Genomic DNA, 22,803 nt, shown 5'->3' on the forward strand with positions numbered 1-22,803 from the left:
AGCTACTGGCTCCGCCCCGTCCCGTCGTTGAGCAAACACGCCACCTGGTGCCCGTCGTTCGCCTCCATCAACGCCGGCCGTTCCGTCCGGCATCGCTCCATCGCAAACCGGCAGCGGGTGTGAAACGCGCACCCCGGCGGCGGATTGACCGGGCTTGGCACGTCGCCGTCGACCAGCGGCACGAGCTTTTTGGCAAGCGGATTGGCGACCGGCACCGAGGCGAGCAGAGCCTGCGTGTAGGGATGGCGCGGATTTGCAAACAGCTCGTCCTTGTCGGCAATCTCGACGATTCGGCCGAGATACATCACGGCGACGCGGTGACTGATATGGGCGACTACGGCGAGGTCATGCGCGATGAAGAGATAGGAGAAGCCGTGGTCGCGCTGCAGGTCGATCAGAAGATTGATCACCTGGGCCTGGATCGAGACGTCGAGCGCGGAGACCGGCTCGTCGCAGACGATCAGCCGCGGCCCGAGCGCCAGCGCGCGGGCGATGCAGATGCGTTGGCGCTGGCCGCCGGAGAATTGGTGCGGGAAGTTGCGCATCTGGTCGGGCCGCAAGCCGACTTGCTCGAACAAGTTTGCGGTACGCGCCTCCAGCGCTTTGCCGGTCGCGAGCCCGTGCACAAACAGCGGCTCGCCCACGATGTCTCCGGCAGTCATCCGCGGATTTAGAGAGGCGAACGGATCCTGGAACACGATCTGCATCGAACGACGATGTGGGCGCAGCGCGAACTTGGACAAATGCGTGATGTCTTCGCCTTCGAGGCGGATCTGACCCGAGGTCGGCTCGACCAGCCGCAGCACGCTGCGCGCCACCGTCGACTTGCCGCAGCCGGATTCGCCAACGAGGCCCAGCGTCTCGCCGACCGCAACCGAAAACGAGACGCCGTCGACTGCATGCACTGTGCCGATTTGTCGGCGCAACACACCGGCGCGCACCGGATAGTGCTTCTTGAGATCGGTGACTTCGAGCAGCGCCTCGGTCATGCCACCTCCGCCACTTCGGCCGCACGCCAGCAGGCGGCGAGATGGCCGCCGCCCCAATCGATGAGCGGCGGATATTCGGCCTCGCAGCGCTTGATCGCGAGCTTGCAGCGCGGCGCGAACGCACAGCCCTTCGGCAGCCGCACCAGCGACGGGACCATGCCGGGAATTTCGTTCAGCCGTGCCGGCGCGGCGACGCCCGGCGCCGGCACCGCCGGGATCGAGGCCATCAATCCGCGCGTGTAGGGATGTTTCGGCGCGGCGAACAGCGCCTCGACGCTCGCTTCCTCGACCTTCCGTCCCGCATACATCACGATGACCCGTTGCGCGGTCTGCGCGACGACGCCGAGGTCATGTGTGATCAGCACGAGCCCGGTGCCGAGCTCTTTCTGAAGGTCCAGGATCAGCGCCAGGATCTGCGCCTGGATGGTGACGTCGAGCGCGGTCGTGGGCTCGTCCGCGATCAGCAGCGCCGGCCGGCACGCCAGCGCCATGGCAATCATGGCGCGCTGGCGCATACCGCCGGACAGTTGATGCGGATATTCCCGCGCGCGCCGAGCCGGTTCGGGGATGCGCACCAGGCGCAGCATCTCGATCGCGATGTCCCGGGCCTCTTTACTCGACATGTTCCGGTGCAGCCGCACGGCCTCCACGATCTGGTCGCCGATCCGCATCACCGGATTGAGCGAGGTCATCGGCTCCTGGAAGATCATCGAGATCCGGTTGCCCCTGACGGCGCGCATCTCTGCTTCGTCCAGCGTCAGAAGATCAGTGCCTTCAAGCGTGACGGAGCCGCCGACGATGCGGCCGGGGGGATCCGGCACCAGCCGCATCAGCGACAGCGCGGTGACGCTCTTGCCGCAGCCGGATTCGCCGACGATCGCCAGCGTCTCGCCGCGCTTCACCGTGAAGGACACATCATCGACCGCCTTGAACAGACCGGAGTTGGTGAAGAACACCGTCTTCAGGTTCTTCACTTCGAGCACGAGATCGGATTTGTCAGCCATCAGCCGCGCTGCCGGGGATCGAGGATGTCGCGCAGGGCGTCGCCGAACAGATTGGCGCCGAACACCGCGAGGCTGATGGCGATGCCCGGGAAGATCACCAGCCAGGGTGCCGTGCGGACATATTCGGCGGCCGATTCAGAGAGCATGCGGCCCCACGACGGGTAAGGCTCGGGAATGCCGAGACCGAGGAAGGAGAGCGAGGCTTCAGTGAGGATGGTCGAGCCGAGCTGGGCCGTCGCAAGCACGATCAGCGGCGCCAGCGTGTTCGGCAGCACGTGGCGGAGCGCAATGCGTACCTCGCTCATGCCGATCGACTTGGCCGCCTCGATGAATGGCAGCTCGCGCAGCGCCAGCGTGTTGGCGCGGATGACGCGCGACACGGTCGGGATCAGCGGAATGGCGATCGCAATAATGACGTTCGGCAAGGACGGCCCAAGCGCCGCGGTCATGATCAGGGCGAGCACCAGCAGCGGCAGCGCCTGCAGGACATCGGAGACGCGCTGGAACACGAGATCGACCCAACCGGAGAGATAACCGGAGGTGAGGCCCACGATCACTCCGATCGAGCCGCCGAGCGCCGTCGAGCCGATGCCGACCGCGAGCGAGATCCGCGCGCCATGAATGATGCGGCTGAAGACGTCGCGGCCAAAGGAATCCGTCCCCATCCAGTGGGCCAGGCTTGGGCGCGCCAGCGCCCGGCCGGCGTCGATCGTCAGCGGATCGTAACGCGCGATGAAGTCGGCGAAGATCGCGGTGAACACGAACAGGGTCATGATGACGAGCCCGGCCGCGCCCAGCACATGCCGCTGGGCCAAAAACAGCACGCGCCGCCAGCCGACGGTCGCGTGCGCCCCGGCGCGCCTCAGTTCAACATCATAGTCGATCGCGGCCATGGGTCTACCTTCCCCCTCTCCCCGCGCGCGGGGAGAGGGTCGGGGTGAGGGGGGCTCTCCGCGGGGAAGGTGGCAGTTGGACTCGCGGAAGCTCCCCCTCACCCGGATTGCTGCGCAATCCGACCTCTCCCCGCAAGCGGGGAGAGGTGAAGGAACGCGTGAGCGTAGTGTGAGCGATGGTCATCGGGCTAATCCGTGTACCTGATGCGCGGGTCGAACACGGCGTACAGCATGTCGACGATGAAATTCGCGCTCACCACGACGATGGCAATCAGCATCACCAGGTTCTGCACGATCGGATAATCGCGCCAGCGGATCGCCTCGACCAGGAAGCGCGCGACGCCGGGGATGTTGAACACCGTCTCCGTGACGATGAGGCCGCCGATCAGGAACGCCGCCTCGATGCCGATCACGGTGATGACGGGCAAAATCGCGTTCTTCAGCGCATGCTGATAGTTCACGGCGGCGTCCGATGCGCCCTTGGCACGCGCGGTGCGGATATAGTCCTGCCGCAGCACCTCCAGCATCGAGGAACGGGTGATGCGCATGGTCAGCGCTGCGCTACGGAAGCCGACGGCGGCGGCGGGCACGGCATAGGTCGCGAAGGCTTCCAGCCAGGTCGCCGGATTCGGATTGAAGATCGGCATCTGGTTGAACATCGCGACCGAGGCGGTGAGGATGAGCAGGCCGAGCCAGAACGAAGGCAGCGACAATCCGCTGAGGCTCACCACACGCAACGCGTAATCGAGCCTCGTTCCCTGCTTCACCGCGCTGATGACGCCCCAGGGGAATGCCGATCGACGCCGAGAACAACAGCGCCAGCCCGGCGAGCCGTGCGGTGATCGGAATCCGTGGCAGGATCTCCTGGAGCGCCGGCTTCTCCGAGACGTAGGAGTAGCCGAAATCGCCGCGCAGAAAGCCGCTGATCCAGTGCCAATATTGCACCACCAAGGGCTGGTCGATGCCGAGCTCTTTTTCCAGATTGGCCTTGTCCGCGGGATCGACATAGCCGGCCGCGGCAAACAGGATGTCGACGATGTTGCCGGGGACGATACGCAGCAGGAAGAAGATGACGACCGAGATCCCGAACAGGGTCACGAGCATCAGCAACAGGCGCCGCACCAGATAGGCAAACATGCATCGCCTCCCGTCGAACCCGTCAGCCGCCCGCGCTACTTGTCCATCCAGACATCCTCGTACCGATATCCATTATACGAGCTGTTCGACATCACCGTCACGCCCTTGACGTAAGGCTGCCAGCAGCTGCCGGTCCGTGCGTGGAAGATGATCGGGCGGGCGACGTCCTCCTGCAACTTCTTGTCGATGTCCCACACCAGCTTCTTGCGCTTGCTGACGTCGGTCTCCTGGGACTGCACGTCGAACAGCTTCTCGATCTCCTTGTTGCAGTAATTGGTGTAGTTGCGCTCGGAGCCGCAGGAATAGTTCTCGTAGAAGGACTGGTCAGGATCGTCGACGGCATTGCCGGTCAAATTGAGCCCGAGCATGTAGTCCTTGCGCGCGATCTTCGGGAACCAGTTCGCGGTCTCGACCACGTCGAGCTCGCCGTCGATATAGATACTCTTGAGCTGGTCGATCAGGATCACCGCGGGATCGCGATAGACCGGGATGTTGCGGGTCGAGACCTTGACCGCGAGATGCTTGTCCGGTCCATAACCGGCCTTCTGCATCAACTTTTTTGCTTCCTCGCGGTTGGCGTTGATGTCGGGGCCGTAGCCCGGAATGGTCTCGAGCATCTCTTTCGGCATGCCCCACAGCCCGTTCGGCGGCGGCAGCAGGGTGCCGCCGATGTCACCCTGGCCCTCGAACAAGATCGAGATGAAGGCCTTGCGGTCGAGCGACAGCGCCATGGCGCGGCGGATGTCGATATTGTCGAACGGCGGCGCGGACGAATTGACGATGATGTTGGTCGCGACATTGTTGGGCTCGACCACGCAGACCGCGTTCGGCGCCTGCGATTTGACGTCCTTGAGAAGCGGGATGCTCACCTCGGTCGGGAAGGCCATGTCGAACTTGCCGGCGACGAAGGCGAGAATGGCGGTCGAGCGGTTCGGGATGATGGTGAACTCGATGCCGTCGAGATAGGGCCGCCCCTTGCGCCAATAATCGGGATTGCGAGTCAGCTTGATCGATTCATTTGCCTTGAACTCGACGAACTTGAACGGGCCCGTGCCGATCGGGTGCGTGCGCATGTCGCCGGGTGAGACGTGGCAGGGATAGACCGGCGTGTAGCCCGAGGCGAGCAGTGCAATTAGCGAAGGCTGCGGCCGCTTCAGGTTGAAGGAGACCTCGAGATCGCCGTTGGTGGAGACATCGTTGACCTGTTCGTACCAGCTCTTGCGCGGGTTCTGCCGGAACTTCTGCTGCGACTTGCCCATCAGCATGTCGAAGGTGCATTTGACGTCCGCCGAGGTGAACGGCTTGCCGTCGTGCCACTTCACGCCCTGGCGCAGCTTGAAGGTCAGTGTCTTGTTGTCGTTGACCCAGGCCCAGCTCTCGGCGAGCTCGGGCACGATCGTGTCCATGCTGTTCTGCGCCACGTCCTGCTTGTAGATGACGAGGTTGTTGAACACCGGCATGAAGGGAACATTGAGCGAGTAGGTCGCGCCTTCGTGGATCGAGGCGTTGCCGGGACTGTCGCGGTGGTACATCCGCAAAATGCCGCCCTGCTTGGGCTCGCCGGCGAGTGCAATGGTCGAAAACGCAAGCAAAGATAGCGCCGCCGTCGCGGCGAGCGCTCGTACGCTCCGCATCCTCGTCCTCCCTGGACATTAGCCTTTTGCGGCCTGCTTGAGTGGACGATAGCGACGCGTGTGCGGGGAGGCAACCGGCAAGGACGGGCGGCCTCTCGGCAATTCGGATGACGCAAGGCCGCAGGGGATTTCTCTCATAAATTGTGAGACGACCCTCCGGCGTCGTCCTGGCGAACGCCAGGACCCATTACCACAGGGAGGTGTTTGGCGAAGATTGGTCGCTCGGTATTGCTACCTTCTCTACTCGTGAGATCACGCGGTATGGTCCTGGCTTTCGCCAGGACGACAGCGGTCCTCACACGATCCTGGACGCCTTGTTCCCCCAATAGCGGTCCCGCAGCAGCCGCTTGTACAGCTTCCCCGTCGGCAGCCGCGGCAACTCCTTCTCGAAATCGACCGAGCGCGGCACCTTTTGCCGCGACAGCGACGCCCCGCAGAACGCGATCAGCTCTTCGGCGAGCGCCTCGCCCGGCACGATGCCGGGCATCGGCTGCACCACCGCCTTCACCTCTTCGCCGAGGTCGGGATTGGGCACGCCGAACACCGCGGCGTCCGCAACCTTTGGATGGGTGATCAACAGATTCTCGCACTCCTGCGGATAGATGTTCACGCCGCCCGAGATGATCATGAAGGTCGCGCGGTCTGTGAGATAAAGGAAGCGGTCCTCGTCGACATAGCCGACGTCGCCGACCGTGCTCATGCTGCCGTCGGCCGAGCGCGCCTCCTTGGTCTTCTCCGGGTCGTTGAAATATTCAAAAGGCGAGGCCGTCTTGAACCAGACCTGTCCTGGCGTGCCGGTAGGGCATGGTTTCATGGTCTCGTCGAGAATATGGAGCTCGCCGAGCAGCACCTTGCCGACGGTGCCGCGATGGGCGAGCCATTCCGCGCTGTCGCAGGCGGTGAAGCCAAGGCCTTCGGTCGCGCCGTAATATTCGTGGATGATCGGTCCCCACCATTTGATCATGTCGTCCTTCACCAGGGCCGGGCAGGGCGCGGCGGCATGGATTGCGATTTCGAGCGACGACAGGTCATAGCGCGTGCGCACCGCCTCCGGCAGCTTGAGCACGCGTGAGAACATCGTCGGCACCAGCTGGGTGTGAGTAATGCCCCATTGCTGCACGAGCTGGAGGTAACGCTCGGGATCGAAATTTTCCATGATGATGACGGTGCCGCCCATCCGGATCGTGAGGTTCACGGCGGCCTGCGGCGCCGAATGATAGAGCGGCGCCGGCGAGAGGTAGATCATGCCCTCGCGGTATTGCCAAAGCTTGGTCAGGAAATCGAACAACGGCAGATTGTGCTTTGGCGGCTCCTCCGGAAGGGGTCGCAGAATCCCTTTTGGCCGTCCCGTCGTGCCCGATGAATACAGCATAGCGGTGCCGAGCCATTCGTCCGGGATCGGCGTCTTCGGCAGGTTGGCGGTCACCTCGGTGAGGCCGACGATGCGCTCACTCTCGCCGGGGCCATCGGCGACGATGCACAGTTTGATGTCGGGACAGACCTTGATGGCTTCGCGCGCGATCTCAAGCTTCGCAACCGACGTGATCAGGATTTTCGACTGGCTGTTGACCAGGAGATAAGCGAGCTCGCCCGGCGTCAGGAACGAGTTAATGCAGGTGTAGTAGAGGCCGGAGCGCTCGCCCGCGCCGCAGGCTTCGAGGTAGCGGGAATTGTTCTCCATGAAGATCGAATAATGGTCGAGCCGCTTCAAGCCGTGCTTGCGGAACAAATGCGCCAGCCGGTTGCTCCGCGCATCGAGCTCCCGATAGGTGACGGCCTCGCCGGTTACCGCCATAATGAAGGCGGGTTGGAGCGGGCGCAGGCGGGCATGCTGACCTGGGTACATCGGTCCTCCGGCTTTAGATCATGCGGCAAGAAGCAGGATTTCGCGCACCTGCGCGGGGCCGTCGATCTTGCGCGGGTTGCGCGGGATCCAGTTCGTGCGCATCGCAGCGTCCGCGATGGCGTCGAAATGCTCCGGCGAGACCTGCACATCGGCGAGGCTGCGCGGCATGCCGAGCGAGCGGATGAAGGCATCGAGCACGTCGGCCGCCTTGTGGCCGGGAAAGCCCATTGCGGCCGCGACGATCATCTGGCGTTCGGCATTGTCGGGTGCATTCCAGCGCATCACGGCCGGCAGCATGACGCAGGAGGTGTAGCCATGCGGCACGTCGAAGGCTGCGCCCAGCACGTAGCCGATGCCGTGGCTCGCGCCCATCGGCACGCCGGCGGCGAGCGCGCCCATCGATAGCCAGGTGCCGATCTGCGCATCCATGCGTGCGTCGAGGTCAGCAGGGTCAGCCTTCACCCGCGGCAGCGCGTCGGCGAGCATCGCGAGGCCCTTCACCGACTGCGCGTCGGCATAGGGATGCGTCTCGCGCGAGCAGATCGCCTCGACGCAATGATCGATGGCGCGGATGCCGGTCGAGAGGAACAGCCATTCCGGCGTGTGCACGGTGATGGCGGGATCGAGGATGGTCGCGCGCGGCACTGCGAGCGGATGCCGTAGCATCTGTTTCACACGGGCGGTGCGGTCGGTGACGCCTGCGATCGAGCTGAACTCGCCACCGGCGATCGTGGTCGGGACGCTGATCTGACGCACGGTCGGCGCCTTCATCTCGGGCGCGACGCCCTTGTGCACGCGGATACGCTCGATGCCGTCGACATCGTCGATGCCGTTGGCGAGGCAGAGCTGCACCGCCTTGGCGGCGTCGGTGATCGAGCCGCCGCCCACGGTGACGATCAGGTCGGCGCCCGCGTCGCGCGCCGCATTGGTGGCGGCGATCACCGCCTCGCGCGGTGTGTGCGCCGGCATGGCATCGAAGACGCCCGCGCAATTTGTGCCTAGGGCCTGTTTGATCTTGGCAATTTCGTCGGTCTGGCGGTTGAGCGTCCCCGAGACCATCAGGAAGGCACGGCGCGTCCCCAGCCGCTCCATCTGCGCGACCACGGCCTCGGCCGCGGGGTGGCCGAACACGATTTCCTCGATCGCGCCGTAAACGACACGTCCCTGGTGCACGCCTGTCCTCCCCGGACAATTCGACTTATTTTTGTGGGGGGTAGTCTAACCGCGCTGGCGGCATTCGTCATGCGCGAAGACGCTGGGCTTTTTCTCCCCCTCTCCCCGTTCTTACGGGGAGAGGGTTGGGGTGAGGGGCTGTCTCAACAATCACGGTGGCAGTCGGACTCGCGGAGGCTCCCCTCACCCGGATCGCGTCCGCGATCCGGCCTCTCCCCGCAGGCGGGGAGAGGCGAAGAAGGACCTGTCAACCCGTCATCCGGCCAGGGCATGCCCCCGAGCATTGCGCGTGCGGTGGTCTTGAAGAGTTCATGATCGAAACCCATCTTGTGGCGCCCGCGGGTACAGGCGTACCCTGCTATTTCCGCGGTTTTTATGCGAGGACCTGGGATGAACGGACCGGACGGAAGCGAGCAGTTTGCCAAAAGGCACGATTTCGTTTCGCCTCGACCTCGTGTGATCGCGGGGCTTCTCGCCGCGGCATTCGGTCTTGCGGGCTGTGGCCAGCCGACCCCGCAAGCGGCCGCGCCGCCGCCCGCGCCGGTGACCGTCGCCCAGCCGGTCAAGCGCACCGTCACCGATTGGGACGAGTTCACCGGCCGCTTCGAGGCCATGGAGGAGGTGCAGGTCCGCCCGCGCGTCGGCGGGTTCGTCAACTCTGTCGAATTCCAGGATGGCGCCATCGTGCGTCAGGGCGATCTGCTCTATGTCATCGACCCACGTCCGTTCGAGGCGGTGGCTACGCAGGCGGAGGGGCAGCTTTCCGATGCGCGTGCCAAGGTGGAGCTTGCAAAGCGGGAGCTCGATCGCGGTTTGAGCCTGGTGCAGACCAGTGCCGTCTCCGAGCAGGTTGTCGATCAGCGCCGTCAGGCCTTGCAGGCCGCGCACGCTGCCGAAACACAGGCCGAGGGTGCGCTCAAAGTCGCCAAGCTCAATATCGAATTCACGCATGTGACGGCGCCGCTGACCGGCCGCGTCAGCCGCCATCTCGTCAGCCCTGGCAATCTCGTGCAGGGCAGCGATACCGGAACGTCGACGCTGCTCACCTCGATCGTGACGCTCGACCCGATCTATATCTATTTCGACATGGATGAGGCGACCTTCATCAAATACAGCAAGCTGTGGTTCGAAGGCCGCCGCCCGAGCTCGCGCGATACGGCGAACCCGGTGCAGGTGACGCTCGCCGGCGAGACGAAACCATCCCGTGAAGGCAGCATCAATTTCCTCGACAACCGCCTCGATGTCTCCACCGGCACGCTGCGCAGCCGCGCCGTGATCAAGAACACCGATCTGTCGATCCTGCCGGGTCAGTTCGGTCGCGTCCGCCTGATCGGCAGCGCGCCCTATGAGGCGCTGCTGATTCCCGACGTCGCGGTTGCGACCGACCAGTCCCGTAAGATCGTGTTCGTGGTGAAGCCGGACGACACTGTCGAGGCGCGTCCCGTGACGCTCGGGCCGCTCGACGACGGCTTGCGCGTGATCCGCGAGGGGCTGAAGGCCGAGGACCGCGTCATCGTCAACGGCATCCAGCGCGCCCGTGTCGGCGCCAAGGTTGCCCCGCAGACTGCGCCAGCGCCGGCCGGTGGCAAGCCCGGTGACAAGTCATGAACCTTGGCCGCCTCTCCATCAACCAGCCCATTCTCGCGATGGTGCTGTCGATCGTGCTGCTGATCGTCGGCGCGCTGGCGTACACCACGCTGCCGGTCTCCGAATATCCGCAAGTGGTGCCGCCGACCGTCGTCGTCACCACGCAATATCCCGGCGCCTCCGCGCAGACAGTGTCCGACACGGTTGCAGCTCCCATCGAGCAGGAGATCAACGGCGTCGAAGACATGCTATATCTCTACAGCCAGGCGACCTCGAACGGCCAGCTCACCATCACCGTCACTTTCAAGCTCGGCACCGATCTCGACAAGGCCCAGGTGCTGGTGCAGAACCGCGTCGCGATCGCGCAGCCGCGTTTGCCTGAAGAGGTTCAGCGCAACGGCGTCACCACACGCAAGAACTCGCCCGACATCCTGATGGTCGTGTTCATGCTGTCGCCGGACGACACTTTCGACCAGCTCTACATCTCCAACTACGCGCTGCTGCAGGTCCGCGACCAGCTGCTGCGGATCGACGGCGTGGGCGACATCCAGATCTTTGGCGCACGCGACTATTCGATGCGGCTATGGCTCGATCCTGACCGGATCGCCAATCTCGGCCTGACGTCGGCCGAAGTGCTCGCCGCGATCCGTGCGCAGAACGTGCAGATCGCGGGCGGCCAGATCGCCGAACCGCCGATCGCCGACCGCGCCTTCCAGCCGAACCTCACTTTCACCGGGCGATTGAAAGACCAGAAGCAGTTCGAGGACATCCTGATCAAGGCCGGCTCCGACGGCCGCACGGTGCGCCTGCGCGACGTCGCCCGTATCGAGCTCGGTGCTCTCGCGTACTCCACCAACAGCTTCCTGCTGCGCAAATCGGCGGTCGCCATGCTGGTGACGCAGCGGCCGGGATCGAACGCGCTCGCGACCGCGAAGCACATTTCGGACACGATGACGAAGCTGAAGGAGACCTTTCCGAAAGGCCTCGACTTCAATATCGGCTACAACCCGACCGAGTTCATCGCGCAGTCGGTCCACGAGCTGATCAAGACCATCTACGAAGCCATGTTGCTCGTGGTCGTCGTCGTGCTGGTGTTCCTGCAGGGATGGCGGCCCGCGATCATTCCGATCATCGCGATCCCGGTGTCGCTGGTCGGCACCTTCGCGGTGATGGCGGCGCTCGGCTTCTCCATCAACAATCTCACGCTGTTCGGTCTCGTTCTCGCCGTCGGTATCGTCGTCGACGACGCCATCGTGGTGGTCGAGAATGTCGAGCGGCATCTCGAGCATGGCATGAGCCGGCGCGATGCCGCGCTGAAGACCATGGAGGAAGTCGGCGGAGCACTGGTGTCGATCGCGCTGGTGCTCTGCGCGGTGTTCGTCCCGACCGCGTTTCTGGGCGGCATCTCCGGGCAATTCTTCCAGCAATTCGCCGTCACCATTGCGGTCGCGACCGCAATCTCCTGCTTCTGCTCGTTGACGCTGTCGCCGGCGCTGGCCTCGCTTCTTCTCGTTCCGCACGAGGAGAAGCGGCCGCCGGCGCGCTGGAATATCCTCGCACGCGGCTGGAACGCTTTCACCGGCGTCTTCAACCGCGTGTTCGACCGTCTCGCGCATGGCTATGCGGGCCTGGCCAATTTCGTGATCCGGCATTCGGCGGTGATGATCCTGATCTACGTCGTGCTGATCGGCAGCGCCGGCTGGCTGATCGGGACCACGTCGCAAGGCTTTATTCCGGCGCAGGACCGCGGCTACGTCATCATCTCCGTGCAATTGCCGGGCGCGGCCTCGCTGGCGCGGACCACCGAGGTCGTGCGCGAGATCGAGCGGATCGCGCTGGATACGCCGGGTATCATCCGCGTCGCCGCTTTCGCCGGCTTCTCCGGCGCGACGCGGACGCAGGCCGGCAATGCGGCGGCGCTCTTCCCGGTGTTCGACGAGCCCGAGGCGCGGATCAAGAAGGGATTGTCCGCGAACGCCATCACGGTCGAGCTGCGCAAACGCCTGGCCGCGATTCAGGGTGCCTTCATCATCGTGATTCCGCCGCCGGCCGTGCCCGGCATCGGCACCGGCGGCGGCTTCACCATCCGCATCCAGGACCGCCAGGGCCGTGGGCCGGAGATGCTCGCCGCGGCTACTGACGAGCTTGTCGCCGCGGCGCGCAAATCGCCCTTGCTGCTCGCTCCCTCCGTGTTCTCGCCGTTCTCGGCCAACACGCCGCAGCTCTTCGTCGACATCGACCGCACCAAGGCGCAGAAGCTCGGCGTTCCCATCGCCAACATCAACGACACGATCCAGACCTATTTCGGATCGACCTATGTCAACGACTTCAACCTGTTCGGCCGCACCTACCACGTCACCGCGCAGGCGGACTTTCCGTTCCGCAAAGAGCCCAGCGATCTCTCGCGGTTGCGCACGCGCAACGCCTCTGGCGACATGGTGATGCTCGGCAGCGTGGTCGAGTTCAGGGACGTCTCCGGCCCCGACCGCGTCGCGCGCTACAATCTCTACGCGGCATCCGAACTCCAGGGCGAGCCGGCGCCGGGCACCAGCTCGACCACCGCGCTCAACGCCATCAAGAAGCTCGCCGACGACACTCTGCCGAGCGGCTTCACCTTCGAATGGACCGATCTGTCGTACCAGCAGATCACGGGCGGCAATGCGGGTCTCTATGTGTTCCCGATCTGCGTGCTGTTCGTCTATCTCGTGCTCGCCGCCCAATATGGCAGCTGGACCTTGCCGTTCGCGGTGATCCTGATCGTGCCGATGTGCCTGTTGGCCGCCACCATCGGCGTGCGCATCATGGGGCAGGACGTCAACATCCTCACCCAGATCGGCTTTGTCGTGCTGGTGGGATTGGCGGCGAAGAACGCGATCCTGATCGTCGAGTTCGCCCGCGACATCGAGAAGGAAGGCAAGCCGCGGCTGGAGGCCGTGATCGACGCCTGCCGCCTTCGCCTGCGGCCGATCCTGATGACCTCCTTCGCCTTCATCCTTGGCGTGCTGCCGCTGGTGATCTCGTCCGGCTCGGGCTCGGAGATGCGGCAAGCGGTCGGCGTCGCCGTGTTCTTCGGCATGATTGGCGTCACCCTGTTCGGGCTGTTGTTCACGCCGATCTTCTACGTCGTGGTGCGGAACCTGGCCGAGGGGAAGAACGAGGGCAAGCCGACGGCGGTGGCCTGATTCCTCTCCAATGTCGTCCTGGCGAAAGCCAGGACCCATTACCCCAGGGAGTGGTTGCTGTGCGAGCTGCTAACTCCGAGACTTCGCCAAACTGCTCCCTGGGGTAATGGGTCCTGGATCAGCGCTCGCTCCGCTCGCTTGTCCAAGGACGACGGCAATTCATCAAAAATGGCCGCGCCCATACTAACGGCCTAGGCCGAAATGGATGGGCACCGCCGGGGTTCTTCACTAGTATCCGCGCGATTTCAAAACAGAAAACTGCTGGGAGCTAACACATGAAATCAGCACTTTTGGCCGCTGTCGCAATTTCGGCCTTGCTGGCGGCCGCGCCGGCCTCTGCGCAAGGCGTCAAGATCGGCATCCTCAACGACCAGTCCGGCGTCTACGCCGATTACGGCGGCAAATGGTCGGTCGAGGCCGCCAGGATGGCTATCGAGGATTTCGGCGGCGAGGTGCTGGGCCAGAAGGTGGAGCTCGTCACCGCCGACCACCAGAACAAGCCGGATCTCGCGACCTCGATCGCGCGGCGCTGGTACGATGTCGAGAACGTCGACATGATCACGGAGCTGACGACCTCATCGGTCGCGCTCGCGATCCACGAGCTTTCCAAGGAAAAGAAGAAAATCGACATCGTGGTTGGCGCTGCGACCTCGCGCCTCACCGGCGATGCCTGCCAGCCCTATGGTTTTCACTGGGCCTATGACACCCGCGCGCTCGGCGTCGGCACCGGCGGCTCGCTGACCAAGGCCGGCGGCGACAGCTGGTTCTTCCTCACCGCGGACTACGCCTTCGGCTATGCGCTCGAGAAGGACACCAGCGAGATCGTCACCGCCAATGGCGGCAAGGTGCTTGGTTCGGTGCGCGTGCCGCTCAACTCTTCGGACTTCTCCTCCTTCCTGCTCCAGGCGCAGAGCTCGAAGGCGAAGATCGTCGGCCTTGCCAATGCCGGCCTCGACACCACCAACTCGATCAAGCAGGCCTCAGAGTTCGGCATCGTCTCCGGTGGCCAGAAGCTCGCGGGCCTCTTGATGACGCTCGCCGAAGTGAACGGTCTCGGACTCCAGGCCGCGCAAGGCCTGGTGCTGACCGAGGGCTATTACTGGGATGTCAACGACCGCACCCGCAATCTCGGCGAACGCTTTCTCAAGCGCACCGGCCGGATGCCGAACATGATCCAGGCCGGCACCTATTCGGCGACGCTGAGCTATCTCAAGGCGGTCAAAGCCGCCGGCACTAAGGATCCGGATGCGGTCGCCAAGAAGCTGAAGGAACTGCCGGTCGACGACGACTTCGCGCAAGGCGGCAAGGTGCTCGAGAACGGCCGCATGGTCCACGACATGTATCTGTTCGAGGTCAAGAAGCCCTCGGAATCGAAAAAGCCCTGGGACTATTACAAGCAGCTCGCGGTCGTTCCCGGCGAGAAGGCGTTCTTCACTGCCAAGGAGAGCGGCTGTCCGCTGACGAAGTAGGGGTCTCCATGTCGTCCTGGCGAAAGCCAGGACGACGGCGGGGAAGTCTTCGCAACCCGCCCCTCACACCAGCCGCAGCACCGCCGCTCCCAGCGCCCCCGCCCACAGCGCGATGGCCGCGATGCCCTGAATAAAGAATCCCGGGCCGCGTTTTGCCGCAGCCTTCGAATAGCCGATGAAGTAGACGATGCGGCCGACGATCCAGACCGCGCCGATCGCCGCCGCGCCGGCATCGCTGATGTAGATCGCAAACAGCCAGAGCGACGGCAGGAAGATCGGCATCCATTCCAGCGTGTTCATCTGGATCCGGAACGCGCGCTCGAAATCCGGATGGCCAGACATTGCCGGCACCTTGACGCCGGTCTTGGTGCGCGAGCGCGACACGTTGATGGTGGTGAAGAAGTAGAACAGGATTGCCAGCAGCGTGACGAGGGCGGTGAGGTGATGCATCGCTCGGTTCCTTGAAGAGTCCCGGTTCAATAGCCGGTCAGCTCGAGATAGCCAACGCCGTCATGCGTGCCGGCAAAGCTGATCGGTCCTTCCCAATAGGAAAAGCCGGTCCCCATCCACGCCTTTGGATTGAGCGGCTTGCACTGAATGGAGAACGACCGCGAGGGGATCGCGATCTGCCATTCCACCGGCAGCTTGTGTCCCGCGACCTCGGCGGTCGCCTTCGGACTCATCTGGATGTCGTCGCCCGCAATCATGTGCGTGTCGCCTGTGGCGCTGATCCAGTTGCCGAACGGATAATCTTTGCCGTCCTTCTGGCGCAGCCGGTACAGCATCAGCTTGTCGCCGGACGCGAGATGCAGCGACAGCCAGTCCCAGCCGGTCTGGTCGGCGTCGAGCGGCTGGCTGCTCCATTCGCGGTCCATCCAGGCCTGGCCAGACACATCGACCGTCCTGTCGTCGATGGTGAGCGTGCCGCGGGCGCGGTAGAACGGCTGGCTGTAATAATAGGAGGCCTGTCCGCGCTCCGACTTGCGGCTGTAGCCGCCGTCGCCCTGCAGCACCACCCGACGATCGGCCTCAAGTGTCAGCGCGTAACTGAAGCCGGTGCCAGCGGCCTTCAGCGTCAGCGGCGCCAGGGTGCGATCCTCGGTACGCTCGGATCCGTTCATCGCCCAATCGTCGATCCAGGCTGAGAACGGTTTCGCGGTGACGCCAGCCTGGCCCACACCACCGCGGGAAAACAGCTCGTTGAAGCGGTGAGTGTCGGCGCGCGTCACCGCCGCATGCGCCATCCACACCTGCTGATTGGCCCAGCCTTCGCCCTGCGGCCCCGGCTGTGTCGCCTGGCGGAACAGCGTCCATTGCAGGCCGCAAGCCGCGCCGCTGCTATCGACGAGATTCGCCGTGAGATACCACCACTCGATGCGAAACTCCGGATGCGGCCCGTGATCGTCCGGAAAGGCGAACGTCTTTCCCGGTGTGACCTTGGCAAAGCCATCGGCCGTCTCGCCGAGCCCGGCATAGCCTTGCGCGCCCGCGCGGCGGACTGCCGCGAGTGCGGCGATGCCGCCGGCGAAGGTGCGCCGCGATATCCTGTCAGCGCTCATTGGCAAACACCTTGACGAGGCTCGCCGGCTGCATTCGGGCCAGTCGGATCATCGGCAGCAGCGCGGCAAGCAACGAGGCGAACAGCGCGACTGCGACCAGCTCGACCAGTTGCAACGGAAACACATGGAACGGCAGCCGCCAGCCGAACGCCTTCACGTTGACGATCGCGATCAGGCACCATGCCACCAGCAGGCCGAGCGGAACGGCCAGGAGCGAGGTGAACAGCGCGACCGACAGCGTCTTGGTTAATTCGATCGCCGCAAGGCGCGGCCGCGTGATGCCGATCGCCCAGAGCGGCGCAAGCTGCGGCAGGCGCGAGTTCGCCAGCGTGAGAAGGCTGGTCAGAAGCGCGATCCCGGCGACGCCGAGCGTGAACGCGTTCAGCGCCGACGTCACCGCAAAAGTGCGGTTAAAGATCCGAATCGATTCCGCCTTCACCGTCGCCTGGTCGGCGACGCTGCGGTCGTCGAGCGCAAACTGCTTCTGCAGCGCCGTGATCAGGCCGGGGATATTCTGCTTCGCGACGATCAGACCGATGCGTGTCTGCGGCGTCTGCGGAAATTGCCGGATCAGCGCCGCGACATTCACGGCAAGCTGGCCCTTGGGGTTGCCATAGTCGGCATAAATGCCGACGATGTCGAGCTCCCAGGTCCCGCCCGGCGCCGGCACCTCGATGACGTCACCGACGCGGACGTTGAGGCGGCGGCTCAGTTGCTCGCTGATGAACGCGGCATTGCCGGGTATGAGTTGTGTCCAGGCACGGGGCGCGGCTTCGAGCAGCGGCCAGCGCTCGCGATAGAGCGCGTGATCGGGCAGGCCGAGCAGCTCCACAGGCTCGCCCTGCACCTGGGTCTCGGCGCGTCCGCCCGACAGGATCGCCTCGACATCGCGGCGCTCCTTCAGCCAGTTGCGGATCGCGACGCCTTTCGCATTGTCGGAGGCACTGATGTAGACGTCGGCGGCGAGCCGCCCGTTGAGCCAGCCGATGAAGGTGCGACTGAACGTTTCCACCATGGTGGACACCCCGACATTGACGGCGAGCGCGAGCAGCAGCGCCATCAGCGCCAGCGACAAACCCGAGAGCTGCTGCCGACTGTCCGCCCAGAACCACAGCGCAAGCGGTTTTCGCGCGAAACGCTGCCCGGTACGCAGGATGATGTCGAGGAAGGCCGGCAGGATCAACGCGGCGCCGAGCATCAGCGCTGCCAGCACGCCAAAGCCCGCGATCAGCGATTGCCCGTACTGGAGCAGCAACAGCGCGACCGCGAACACGGCGCAGGCAGCTCCGCTTTGCAGGATCAGCCAACGGCGCTGCCGCTGTTGCCAGGCGCGCGGCTGCGCGGTCGCCAGCACCGGCATCCTGACAGCCTTGATCAGGCTGGTCGCCGCGGCCACCAGCGCGCCCACAACGCTGATGCCGATCCCGGCGAGCCACCATTCAGGTCGCAAGCTGAGCTGCCCCGGGATCTGCGCGCCATAGAGTCCACGCAGGGATGCTGCGACGTCGGGCAAGAGCGCGGCCGCAATGAAATAGCCGCAGGCAAGCCCGATCAGGCCTGCGATCAGCGACAGCGCCACGAGCTCGACCACCAGCACAGTGTTGACCAGTCGCGCCGAGGCACCGCAGGCCCGCAGCGTGCGCAGCATCGGCAGCCGCTGCTCGAAGGCGAGACCGACGGCTGAATTGACGATGAAAAGACCGACGAAGAACGACAGCAGGCCGAACGCCGTGAGGTTGAGGTGAAAGCTGTCGGTGAGGCGCTCCAGCTCGGTCTCCGCATCCGGCTCAACCCGCTGCAAGCGGTCGCCGACGACGCTCGCCAAGGGTGCTGGCTTGCCCTTCGGCTTGCCGATCAGCAGTCGCGAGATCTGGTCAGGCTTGTTGAGCAGTCGCTGCGCCACGCCGATGTCGACCACGAGCACGTCGGGCACAAGCTGCGGCAGCACGCGCAGCGGCGGCAGTTTTGCCCCGTTGCTGATCGCTGGTGCCGCGCCCTCCCGCTCCTGCAAATCGGTCAGCGTTTCCTTCGCCACCAGCGTCTGGCCCGGCGGCGCGACGAAACTGCTGAGATCGGCGGCGCCGAGGCGCGGTGCGTTGCCGACATCGACCGGCAGCGTCACCGGCTCGATGCCGAGCAGCCGGACTGAGCGCCCGTTGACCTGGACCCGTCCCTCCAACATCGGCGAGACCGGCCAGCCGGCGCGGCGGAGCTTGACGAACAATTCCTGCGAAAAGGTCGCGGCATCAGGTGCGACCAGCATCGGCGTGCGCGCGCCGCCGAAGGTTGCCGCGGCGCGGTCATAGGCATTGCGGGCCTGCTGGTTGATCGCCTGCACGCCGCTCCACAGCGCGGTCGCCGCAATCAACCCGATCAGGAGCGTCGCGAACTGCATCTTGTGGCGCCGCCAATGACTGAGCAGCACGGCGAGGACCCAGAGCGCGCGCCTCATGCGATCCGCCCGGCATGCAGGTTGACGTGGCGATCGAGCGTCGCGGCCAGATGCAGACTGTGCGTCACCATCAGAAAGCCGCAGCCGGTGCGCGTGACGAGGTCGCGCGTCAGGGCCAACACGTCCTCGGCGGTGGCCTCGTCGAGATTGCCGGTAGGCTCGTCCGCCAGCAGCAACGACGGCTTTGTCGCCAGGGCCCGGCCAATCGCGACCCGTTGCTGCTGTCCGCCCGATAATTGTTCTGGATAACGCTTGAGCAGGCCGCCAAGCCCGAGACGCTCGATCAGCTCTTCGTACCAAGCTGCGTCGTACCGGCCCGCGATCCGCGCCTGAAACACCAGATTGTCACCGACCGACAGACTCGGGATCAAATTGTACTGTTGAAACACCAGGCCGATCCGGTCGCGCCGCAGGCCCGCGCGTCCCGCATCGGACAGCTTGGTGACCTCGGTATCTTCCAGGTGGATCGTGCCGCCATCGGCGGCATCGAGCCCTGCGATCAGGTGCAACAGCGTGCTCTTGCCGCTGCCGGATTCGCCGGTCAGTGCGACGCGTTCACCGGCCTTGAGGTCGAGATCGACGCCGCGCAGGACATGGACCGGTTCACCGGCCGAAGAGAACGTCTTGGAGAGGTTTCGGATGCTCAGCACGATGAATGGCGCCGGACGGAATTAGCGGAATTGCTGCGTAGCACACTTGCTGCGGAAATGCCGGGTTGCGTTGGTATGGAAGCCGTTGTTAGCTCCTGAGAGGACCACATCAAAAAAGTGCCAAAAAGGGACGACGGGGAGAACGATGAGCGCTCAGGCAACGCAGCCCGCGGCGGGCAAGATGACAGGGATGTCCAAGGAAACGCCTAAGGGGGCCTGGACCGTTACATTTCTCCTGTTTCTTTTCATGCTGGTGAACTTCGCCGACAAGATCGTCGTCGGTCTCGCGGGCGTTCCGATCATGACCGAGCTGAAGCTCGAGCCCGAGCAGTTCGGTCTGCTCGGCTCGTCGTTCTTCTTCCTGTTCTCGATCTCGGCGATCGTGGTCGGCTTCATCGTCAATAAGGTCCCGACCCGTTGGGTGCTGTTGACGCTCGCGGTGATCTGGGCGCTGACGCAGTTTCCGATGGTCGGCACCGTCTCTTTCACCACGCTCCTGATCTGCCGCATCGTGCTCGGCGCCGGCGAAGGCCCGGCGGCCTCGGTGGCGATGCACGCGGTCTACAAATGGTTCCCCGACGAGAAGCGCACGATGCCGACCGCGATCCTGTCGCAGGGTTCGGCCTTTGGCGTGATCCTGGCGGTCCCGGCGCTGAACTGGATCATCGTCAATCATTCCTGGCACTATGCGTTCGGTGCGCTTGGAATCGTCGGCCTGATCTGGGTCGCTGCCTGGCTCGCACTCGGCAAGGAAGGCCCGCTGGACACCCACGCATCGGCCGTCATCGAACCTAAAATACCCTACCTCCAGCTTCTGACATCGCGCACCTTCATCGGCTGTGTGACCGCGACCTTCGGCGCCTATTGGGCGCTGTCGCTCGGGCTCACCTGGTTCACGCCCTTCATCGTCAAGGGCCTCGGCTTCTCGCAATCTCAGGCGGGCTTCGTCTCGATCCTTCCCTGGGTGTTCGGGGCGACGATCGTCATTCTCACGGGCTGGATCTCGCAGGTGATGTTGGCACGCGGCTACACGTCGCGAATCTCCCGCGGCGTGCTCGGCTCGGTGCCGCTGATCGTCGGCGGCCTGATCCTCGCGATGATGCCGCACGTCCAGGGTGCCGGCCTCCAGATCGCCCTGCTCGTGGTCGGCTCGGGCCTGTGCGGCGCGATCTACGTCGTCTGCCCGCCCATGCTCGGCGAGTTCACGCCGACCTCGCAGCGCGGCGCGGTTCTCGCGATCTACGGTGCGCTCTATACGCTTTCGGGCATCGTGGCGCCGCTGGTGATGGGCAGCGTGATCCAGCGCGCCGGCAGCATGCTCGACGGCTACATGACCGGCTTCACCATCAACGCCGCGATCATGGTCGGCTCCGGCCTGCTCGGGCTGCTCCTGCTCTGGCCGAACACGGAAAAGGCGAGGCTCACCGGTGGAGCTACGCCGCAGGCCGCGCCGTTGAAGAGCGCGGTGTCGCCGACGTAAAGGACGGGCTCCGCCAAACCCGATTACAATCGTCGTTCTGGCCTGGCGCGCAATTGCGCTCCAGGCCGGGACCACGACTAGGTTTGCGGCCGCCGCTTCCGCTCCGTGAACGGCGACAGCACCACCGTCGCGACCATGAAAATCACGGACGCCCCGAACACCCAATGCGGCGCGCTCTGGTCCATGATCCAGCCGAACAGCAGCGGGCTGACGATGCCGCCGAGATTGAAGCCGGTGGAGACGATGCCGAAGGCGCGGCCGGCCGCGCCGGGAGGTGCTGCATTGCGCACCAGCATGTCGCGCGAGGGCGCGATCACGCCGGAGAGGAATCCCGCGGCCGCCATCGTGGCGGTCAGCGCCCAGCCCGGCAGCGTGACCAGCGCGATCAGCAGCACGATCGCCGCGTTCGCGGCAAAGCAGGCGGCGGCGACATAGCCGTGGCGCTCGGTGTGGTCGGCAAGGAAGCCGCCCGCGAGCACGCCGGCGGCGCTTGCACCGAGGAAGGCGGTGAGCGCGACGTTGGCCGCGGAATAGGTGACGCCATAGCCACTCATCAGCGCCACCACGCCGAAATTGTTGATGCCGGCGACCGACAGGCTGAGCAGCATGAACAGCGCTGTCAGCGTGATCAGCGCCGGCGTGATCACGGCTTGTTTAGGTGCGTTCTCGGTGCCCGGCTTGGCCTTGTGCGCGCCGGCATCGGGGATGTTCATGGTCACCAGCAACAGCGCGACCAGAACGCCGATCACGCCCGATGCGATCAGCGCACCGGCACCGCCTGATACGGTGACCATTGCGGCGACGATCGCCGGTGCCACCGCGCCGCCGAAATATCCGGCAAAGGTATGGATCGAGAAGGCGCGTCCCATCCGCGCTTCGTCCATGTGCTCGGCGAGGATGGCGTAATCGGCCGGATGATAGACGCTGTTGGCGAGCCCGAGCAGTACGGCGCAGGCGATCAGCGAGGTGTAGCTGAGATGCAGACCAAGCAGGATCAGCGCGAGGCCGCCGAGGGTGAGACCGCCCAGCAAAATCCTTCGCGCGCCAAAATGGTCAACGAGATAGCCGGTCGGCGCCTGCGTCAGCCCCGACACCACGGCCGACACCGTCAGCGCGAAGCCGAGCTCGACATAGCCGACGCCGAGTTGATTCTTGAGGAAGGGAAACAGCATCGGCAGGACCAGCAGATGGAAATGGCTGACCCAATGCGCGATCGAGATTCCCGTCAGCGTGCGTAGCGCGCTGTCCGCCTTGCCTTGTTGCGGTGCGGCGAGAACGTCGACCATTGCAGTTCCGTTTCACGTCCTTTGGAGACGCGCAAACTATCGGCCAGAGCGGTTATTTGTCCATGAACGCAGGCGCATGGCTGGTAGTGTGGGCGAGTTGAATGCCCATCGTCGTCCTGGCGAAAGCCAGGACCCATTACCCCAGGAAGCAGTTTGGCGAAAACTCGTGGTCCGGTACTGCCACCGTCCACGATCGAGGGATCACGCGGTATGGGTCCTGGCTTTCGCCAGGACGACAGTTGAGAGCGAGGCAAGAGCCGAGCCCTCAAAACGGCTCGTCATCCGGCCCGTAGCGGTCGCGCTTTGGTGTCGCGATGTCGCCGTCCTCGTAATCATCGTCGTCGGTGTCGGGCGGAGGCGGAGGCTTCTTCGCCTTGTCTTTGGCTGGCGTGTCGTCCGCAATTTTGGGCGGCGCGCTCGGCTTGCCGATCTTGGCCATGGCTGGTCCCGGATGGTGATGCT

16 protein-coding genes and 1 pseudogene are annotated in these 22,803 nt (G+C 64.6%); 4 read left to right on the forward strand and 13 right to left on the reverse strand.

Annotated elements, in window-relative coordinates:
• Positions 1-2 precede the first annotated feature (2 nt).
• The 7 genes and pseudogenes from ACVIN2_RS22100 to ACVIN2_RS22130 form a co-directional block, all read right to left on the reverse strand.
• Positions 3-989, reverse strand: coding sequence for an ABC transporter ATP-binding protein (locus ACVIN2_RS22100; RefSeq protein WP_456767152.1), 987 nt, complete (start codon positions 987-989; stop codon positions 3-5).
• Positions 986-1,993, reverse strand: a complete 1,008-nt coding sequence (locus ACVIN2_RS22105) for an ABC transporter ATP-binding protein (RefSeq protein ID WP_456767153.1) — start codon at positions 1,991-1,993, stop codon at positions 986-988. The genes ACVIN2_RS22100 and ACVIN2_RS22105 overlap by 4 nt, the downstream gene beginning before the upstream one ends.
• A complete protein-coding gene (locus tag ACVIN2_RS22110; RefSeq protein ID WP_456767154.1) occupies positions 1,993-2,886 on the reverse strand; it encodes an ABC transporter permease in 894 nt (297 codons plus the stop codon). The genes ACVIN2_RS22105 and ACVIN2_RS22110 overlap by 1 nt, the downstream gene beginning before the upstream one ends.
• A gap of 188 nt (positions 2,887-3,074) precedes the next feature.
• Positions 3,075-4,023 (reverse strand): annotated as a pseudogene (locus ACVIN2_RS22115) (ABC transporter permease).
• Between the two features lie 35 nt (positions 4,024-4,058).
• Positions 4,059-5,657 carry an ABC transporter substrate-binding protein gene (locus tag ACVIN2_RS22120; protein ID WP_456767155.1) on the reverse strand — a complete coding sequence of 533 codons (1,599 nt, stop codon included), beginning with the start codon at positions 5,655-5,657 and terminating at the stop codon, positions 4,059-4,061.
• Between the two features lie 295 nt (positions 5,658-5,952).
• Positions 5,953-7,503: an AMP-binding protein gene (locus ACVIN2_RS22125; RefSeq protein WP_456767156.1), complete on the reverse strand. Its 1,551-nt coding sequence runs from the start codon at positions 7,501-7,503 to the stop codon at positions 5,953-5,955.
• Between the two features lie 18 nt (positions 7,504-7,521).
• A complete protein-coding gene (locus ACVIN2_RS22130) occupies positions 7,522-8,676 on the reverse strand; it encodes an iron-containing alcohol dehydrogenase (RefSeq protein WP_456767157.1) in 1,155 nt (384 codons plus the stop codon).
• 390 nt (positions 8,677-9,066) lie between these two features.
• Here ACVIN2_RS22130 and ACVIN2_RS22135 point away from each other — a divergent pair, with 390 nt between their 5' ends.
• From ACVIN2_RS22135 to ACVIN2_RS22145, 3 genes are all read left to right on the forward strand, one after another.
• On the forward strand, positions 9,067-10,284 hold the full coding sequence (locus ACVIN2_RS22135) for an efflux RND transporter periplasmic adaptor subunit (RefSeq protein WP_456767158.1): 1,218 nt from the start codon (positions 9,067-9,069) through the stop codon (positions 10,282-10,284).
• On the forward strand, positions 10,281-13,445 hold the full coding sequence (locus ACVIN2_RS22140; protein ID WP_456767159.1) for an efflux RND transporter permease subunit: 3,165 nt from the start codon (positions 10,281-10,283) through the stop codon (positions 13,443-13,445). Before ACVIN2_RS22135 ends, ACVIN2_RS22140 begins: the two co-directional genes overlap by 4 nt.
• Positions 13,446-13,720: 275 nt before the next feature.
• The gene (locus tag ACVIN2_RS22145) at positions 13,721-14,914 is read left to right on the forward strand and encodes an ABC transporter substrate-binding protein (protein WP_456767160.1); all 1,194 of its coding nucleotides are present in this window, start codon (positions 13,721-13,723) and stop codon (positions 14,912-14,914) included.
• A 63-nt stretch (positions 14,915-14,977) separates the two neighbouring features.
• Here ACVIN2_RS22145 and ACVIN2_RS22150 read toward each other — a convergent pair whose 3' ends face one another.
• Genes ACVIN2_RS22150 through ACVIN2_RS22165 form a run of 4 tightly spaced genes read right to left on the reverse strand, consistent with a single transcriptional unit; the run spans position 14,978 to position 19,575 of the window.
• Entirely contained in the window at positions 14,978-15,364 is a 387-nt protein-coding gene (locus tag ACVIN2_RS22150; protein ID WP_456767161.1) for an MAPEG family protein, read from the reverse strand.
• Positions 15,365-15,390: 26 nt separating this feature from the next.
• Positions 15,391-16,473 carry a lipocalin-like domain-containing protein gene (locus ACVIN2_RS22155; protein WP_456767162.1) on the reverse strand — a complete coding sequence of 361 codons (1,083 nt, stop codon included), beginning with the start codon at positions 16,471-16,473 and terminating at the stop codon, positions 15,391-15,393.
• A complete protein-coding gene (locus tag ACVIN2_RS22160; protein ID WP_456767163.1) occupies positions 16,463-18,925 on the reverse strand; it encodes an ABC transporter permease in 2,463 nt (820 codons plus the stop codon). The genes ACVIN2_RS22155 and ACVIN2_RS22160 overlap by 11 nt, the downstream gene beginning before the upstream one ends.
• Entirely contained in the window at positions 18,922-19,575 is a 654-nt protein-coding gene (locus tag ACVIN2_RS22165; RefSeq protein WP_456767164.1) for an ABC transporter ATP-binding protein, read from the reverse strand. Before ACVIN2_RS22165 ends, ACVIN2_RS22160 begins: the two co-directional genes overlap by 4 nt.
• Before the next feature lie 145 nt (positions 19,576-19,720).
• On the opposite strand from ACVIN2_RS22165, the gene ACVIN2_RS22170 reads away from it, so the two are divergent.
• Complete coding sequence (locus ACVIN2_RS22170) at positions 19,721-21,055, forward strand: MFS transporter (RefSeq protein ID WP_456767165.1); 1,335 nt, start codon at positions 19,721-19,723, stop codon at positions 21,053-21,055.
• 77 nt (positions 21,056-21,132) lie between these two features.
• Here ACVIN2_RS22170 and ACVIN2_RS22175 read toward each other — a convergent pair whose 3' ends face one another.
• Together ACVIN2_RS22175 and ACVIN2_RS22180 are read right to left on the reverse strand one after the other, a co-directional pair.
• A complete protein-coding gene (locus tag ACVIN2_RS22175) occupies positions 21,133-22,341 on the reverse strand; it encodes an MFS transporter (RefSeq protein ID WP_456767166.1) in 1,209 nt (402 codons plus the stop codon).
• Positions 22,342-22,606: 265 nt separating this feature from the next.
• Complete coding sequence (locus ACVIN2_RS22180) at positions 22,607-22,780, reverse strand: hypothetical protein (RefSeq protein WP_456767167.1); 174 nt, start codon at positions 22,778-22,780, stop codon at positions 22,607-22,609.
• Positions 22,781-22,803 lie beyond the last annotated feature (23 nt).

The sequence above is a fragment of the Bradyrhizobium sp. USDA 3650 genome (assembly GCF_054057395.1).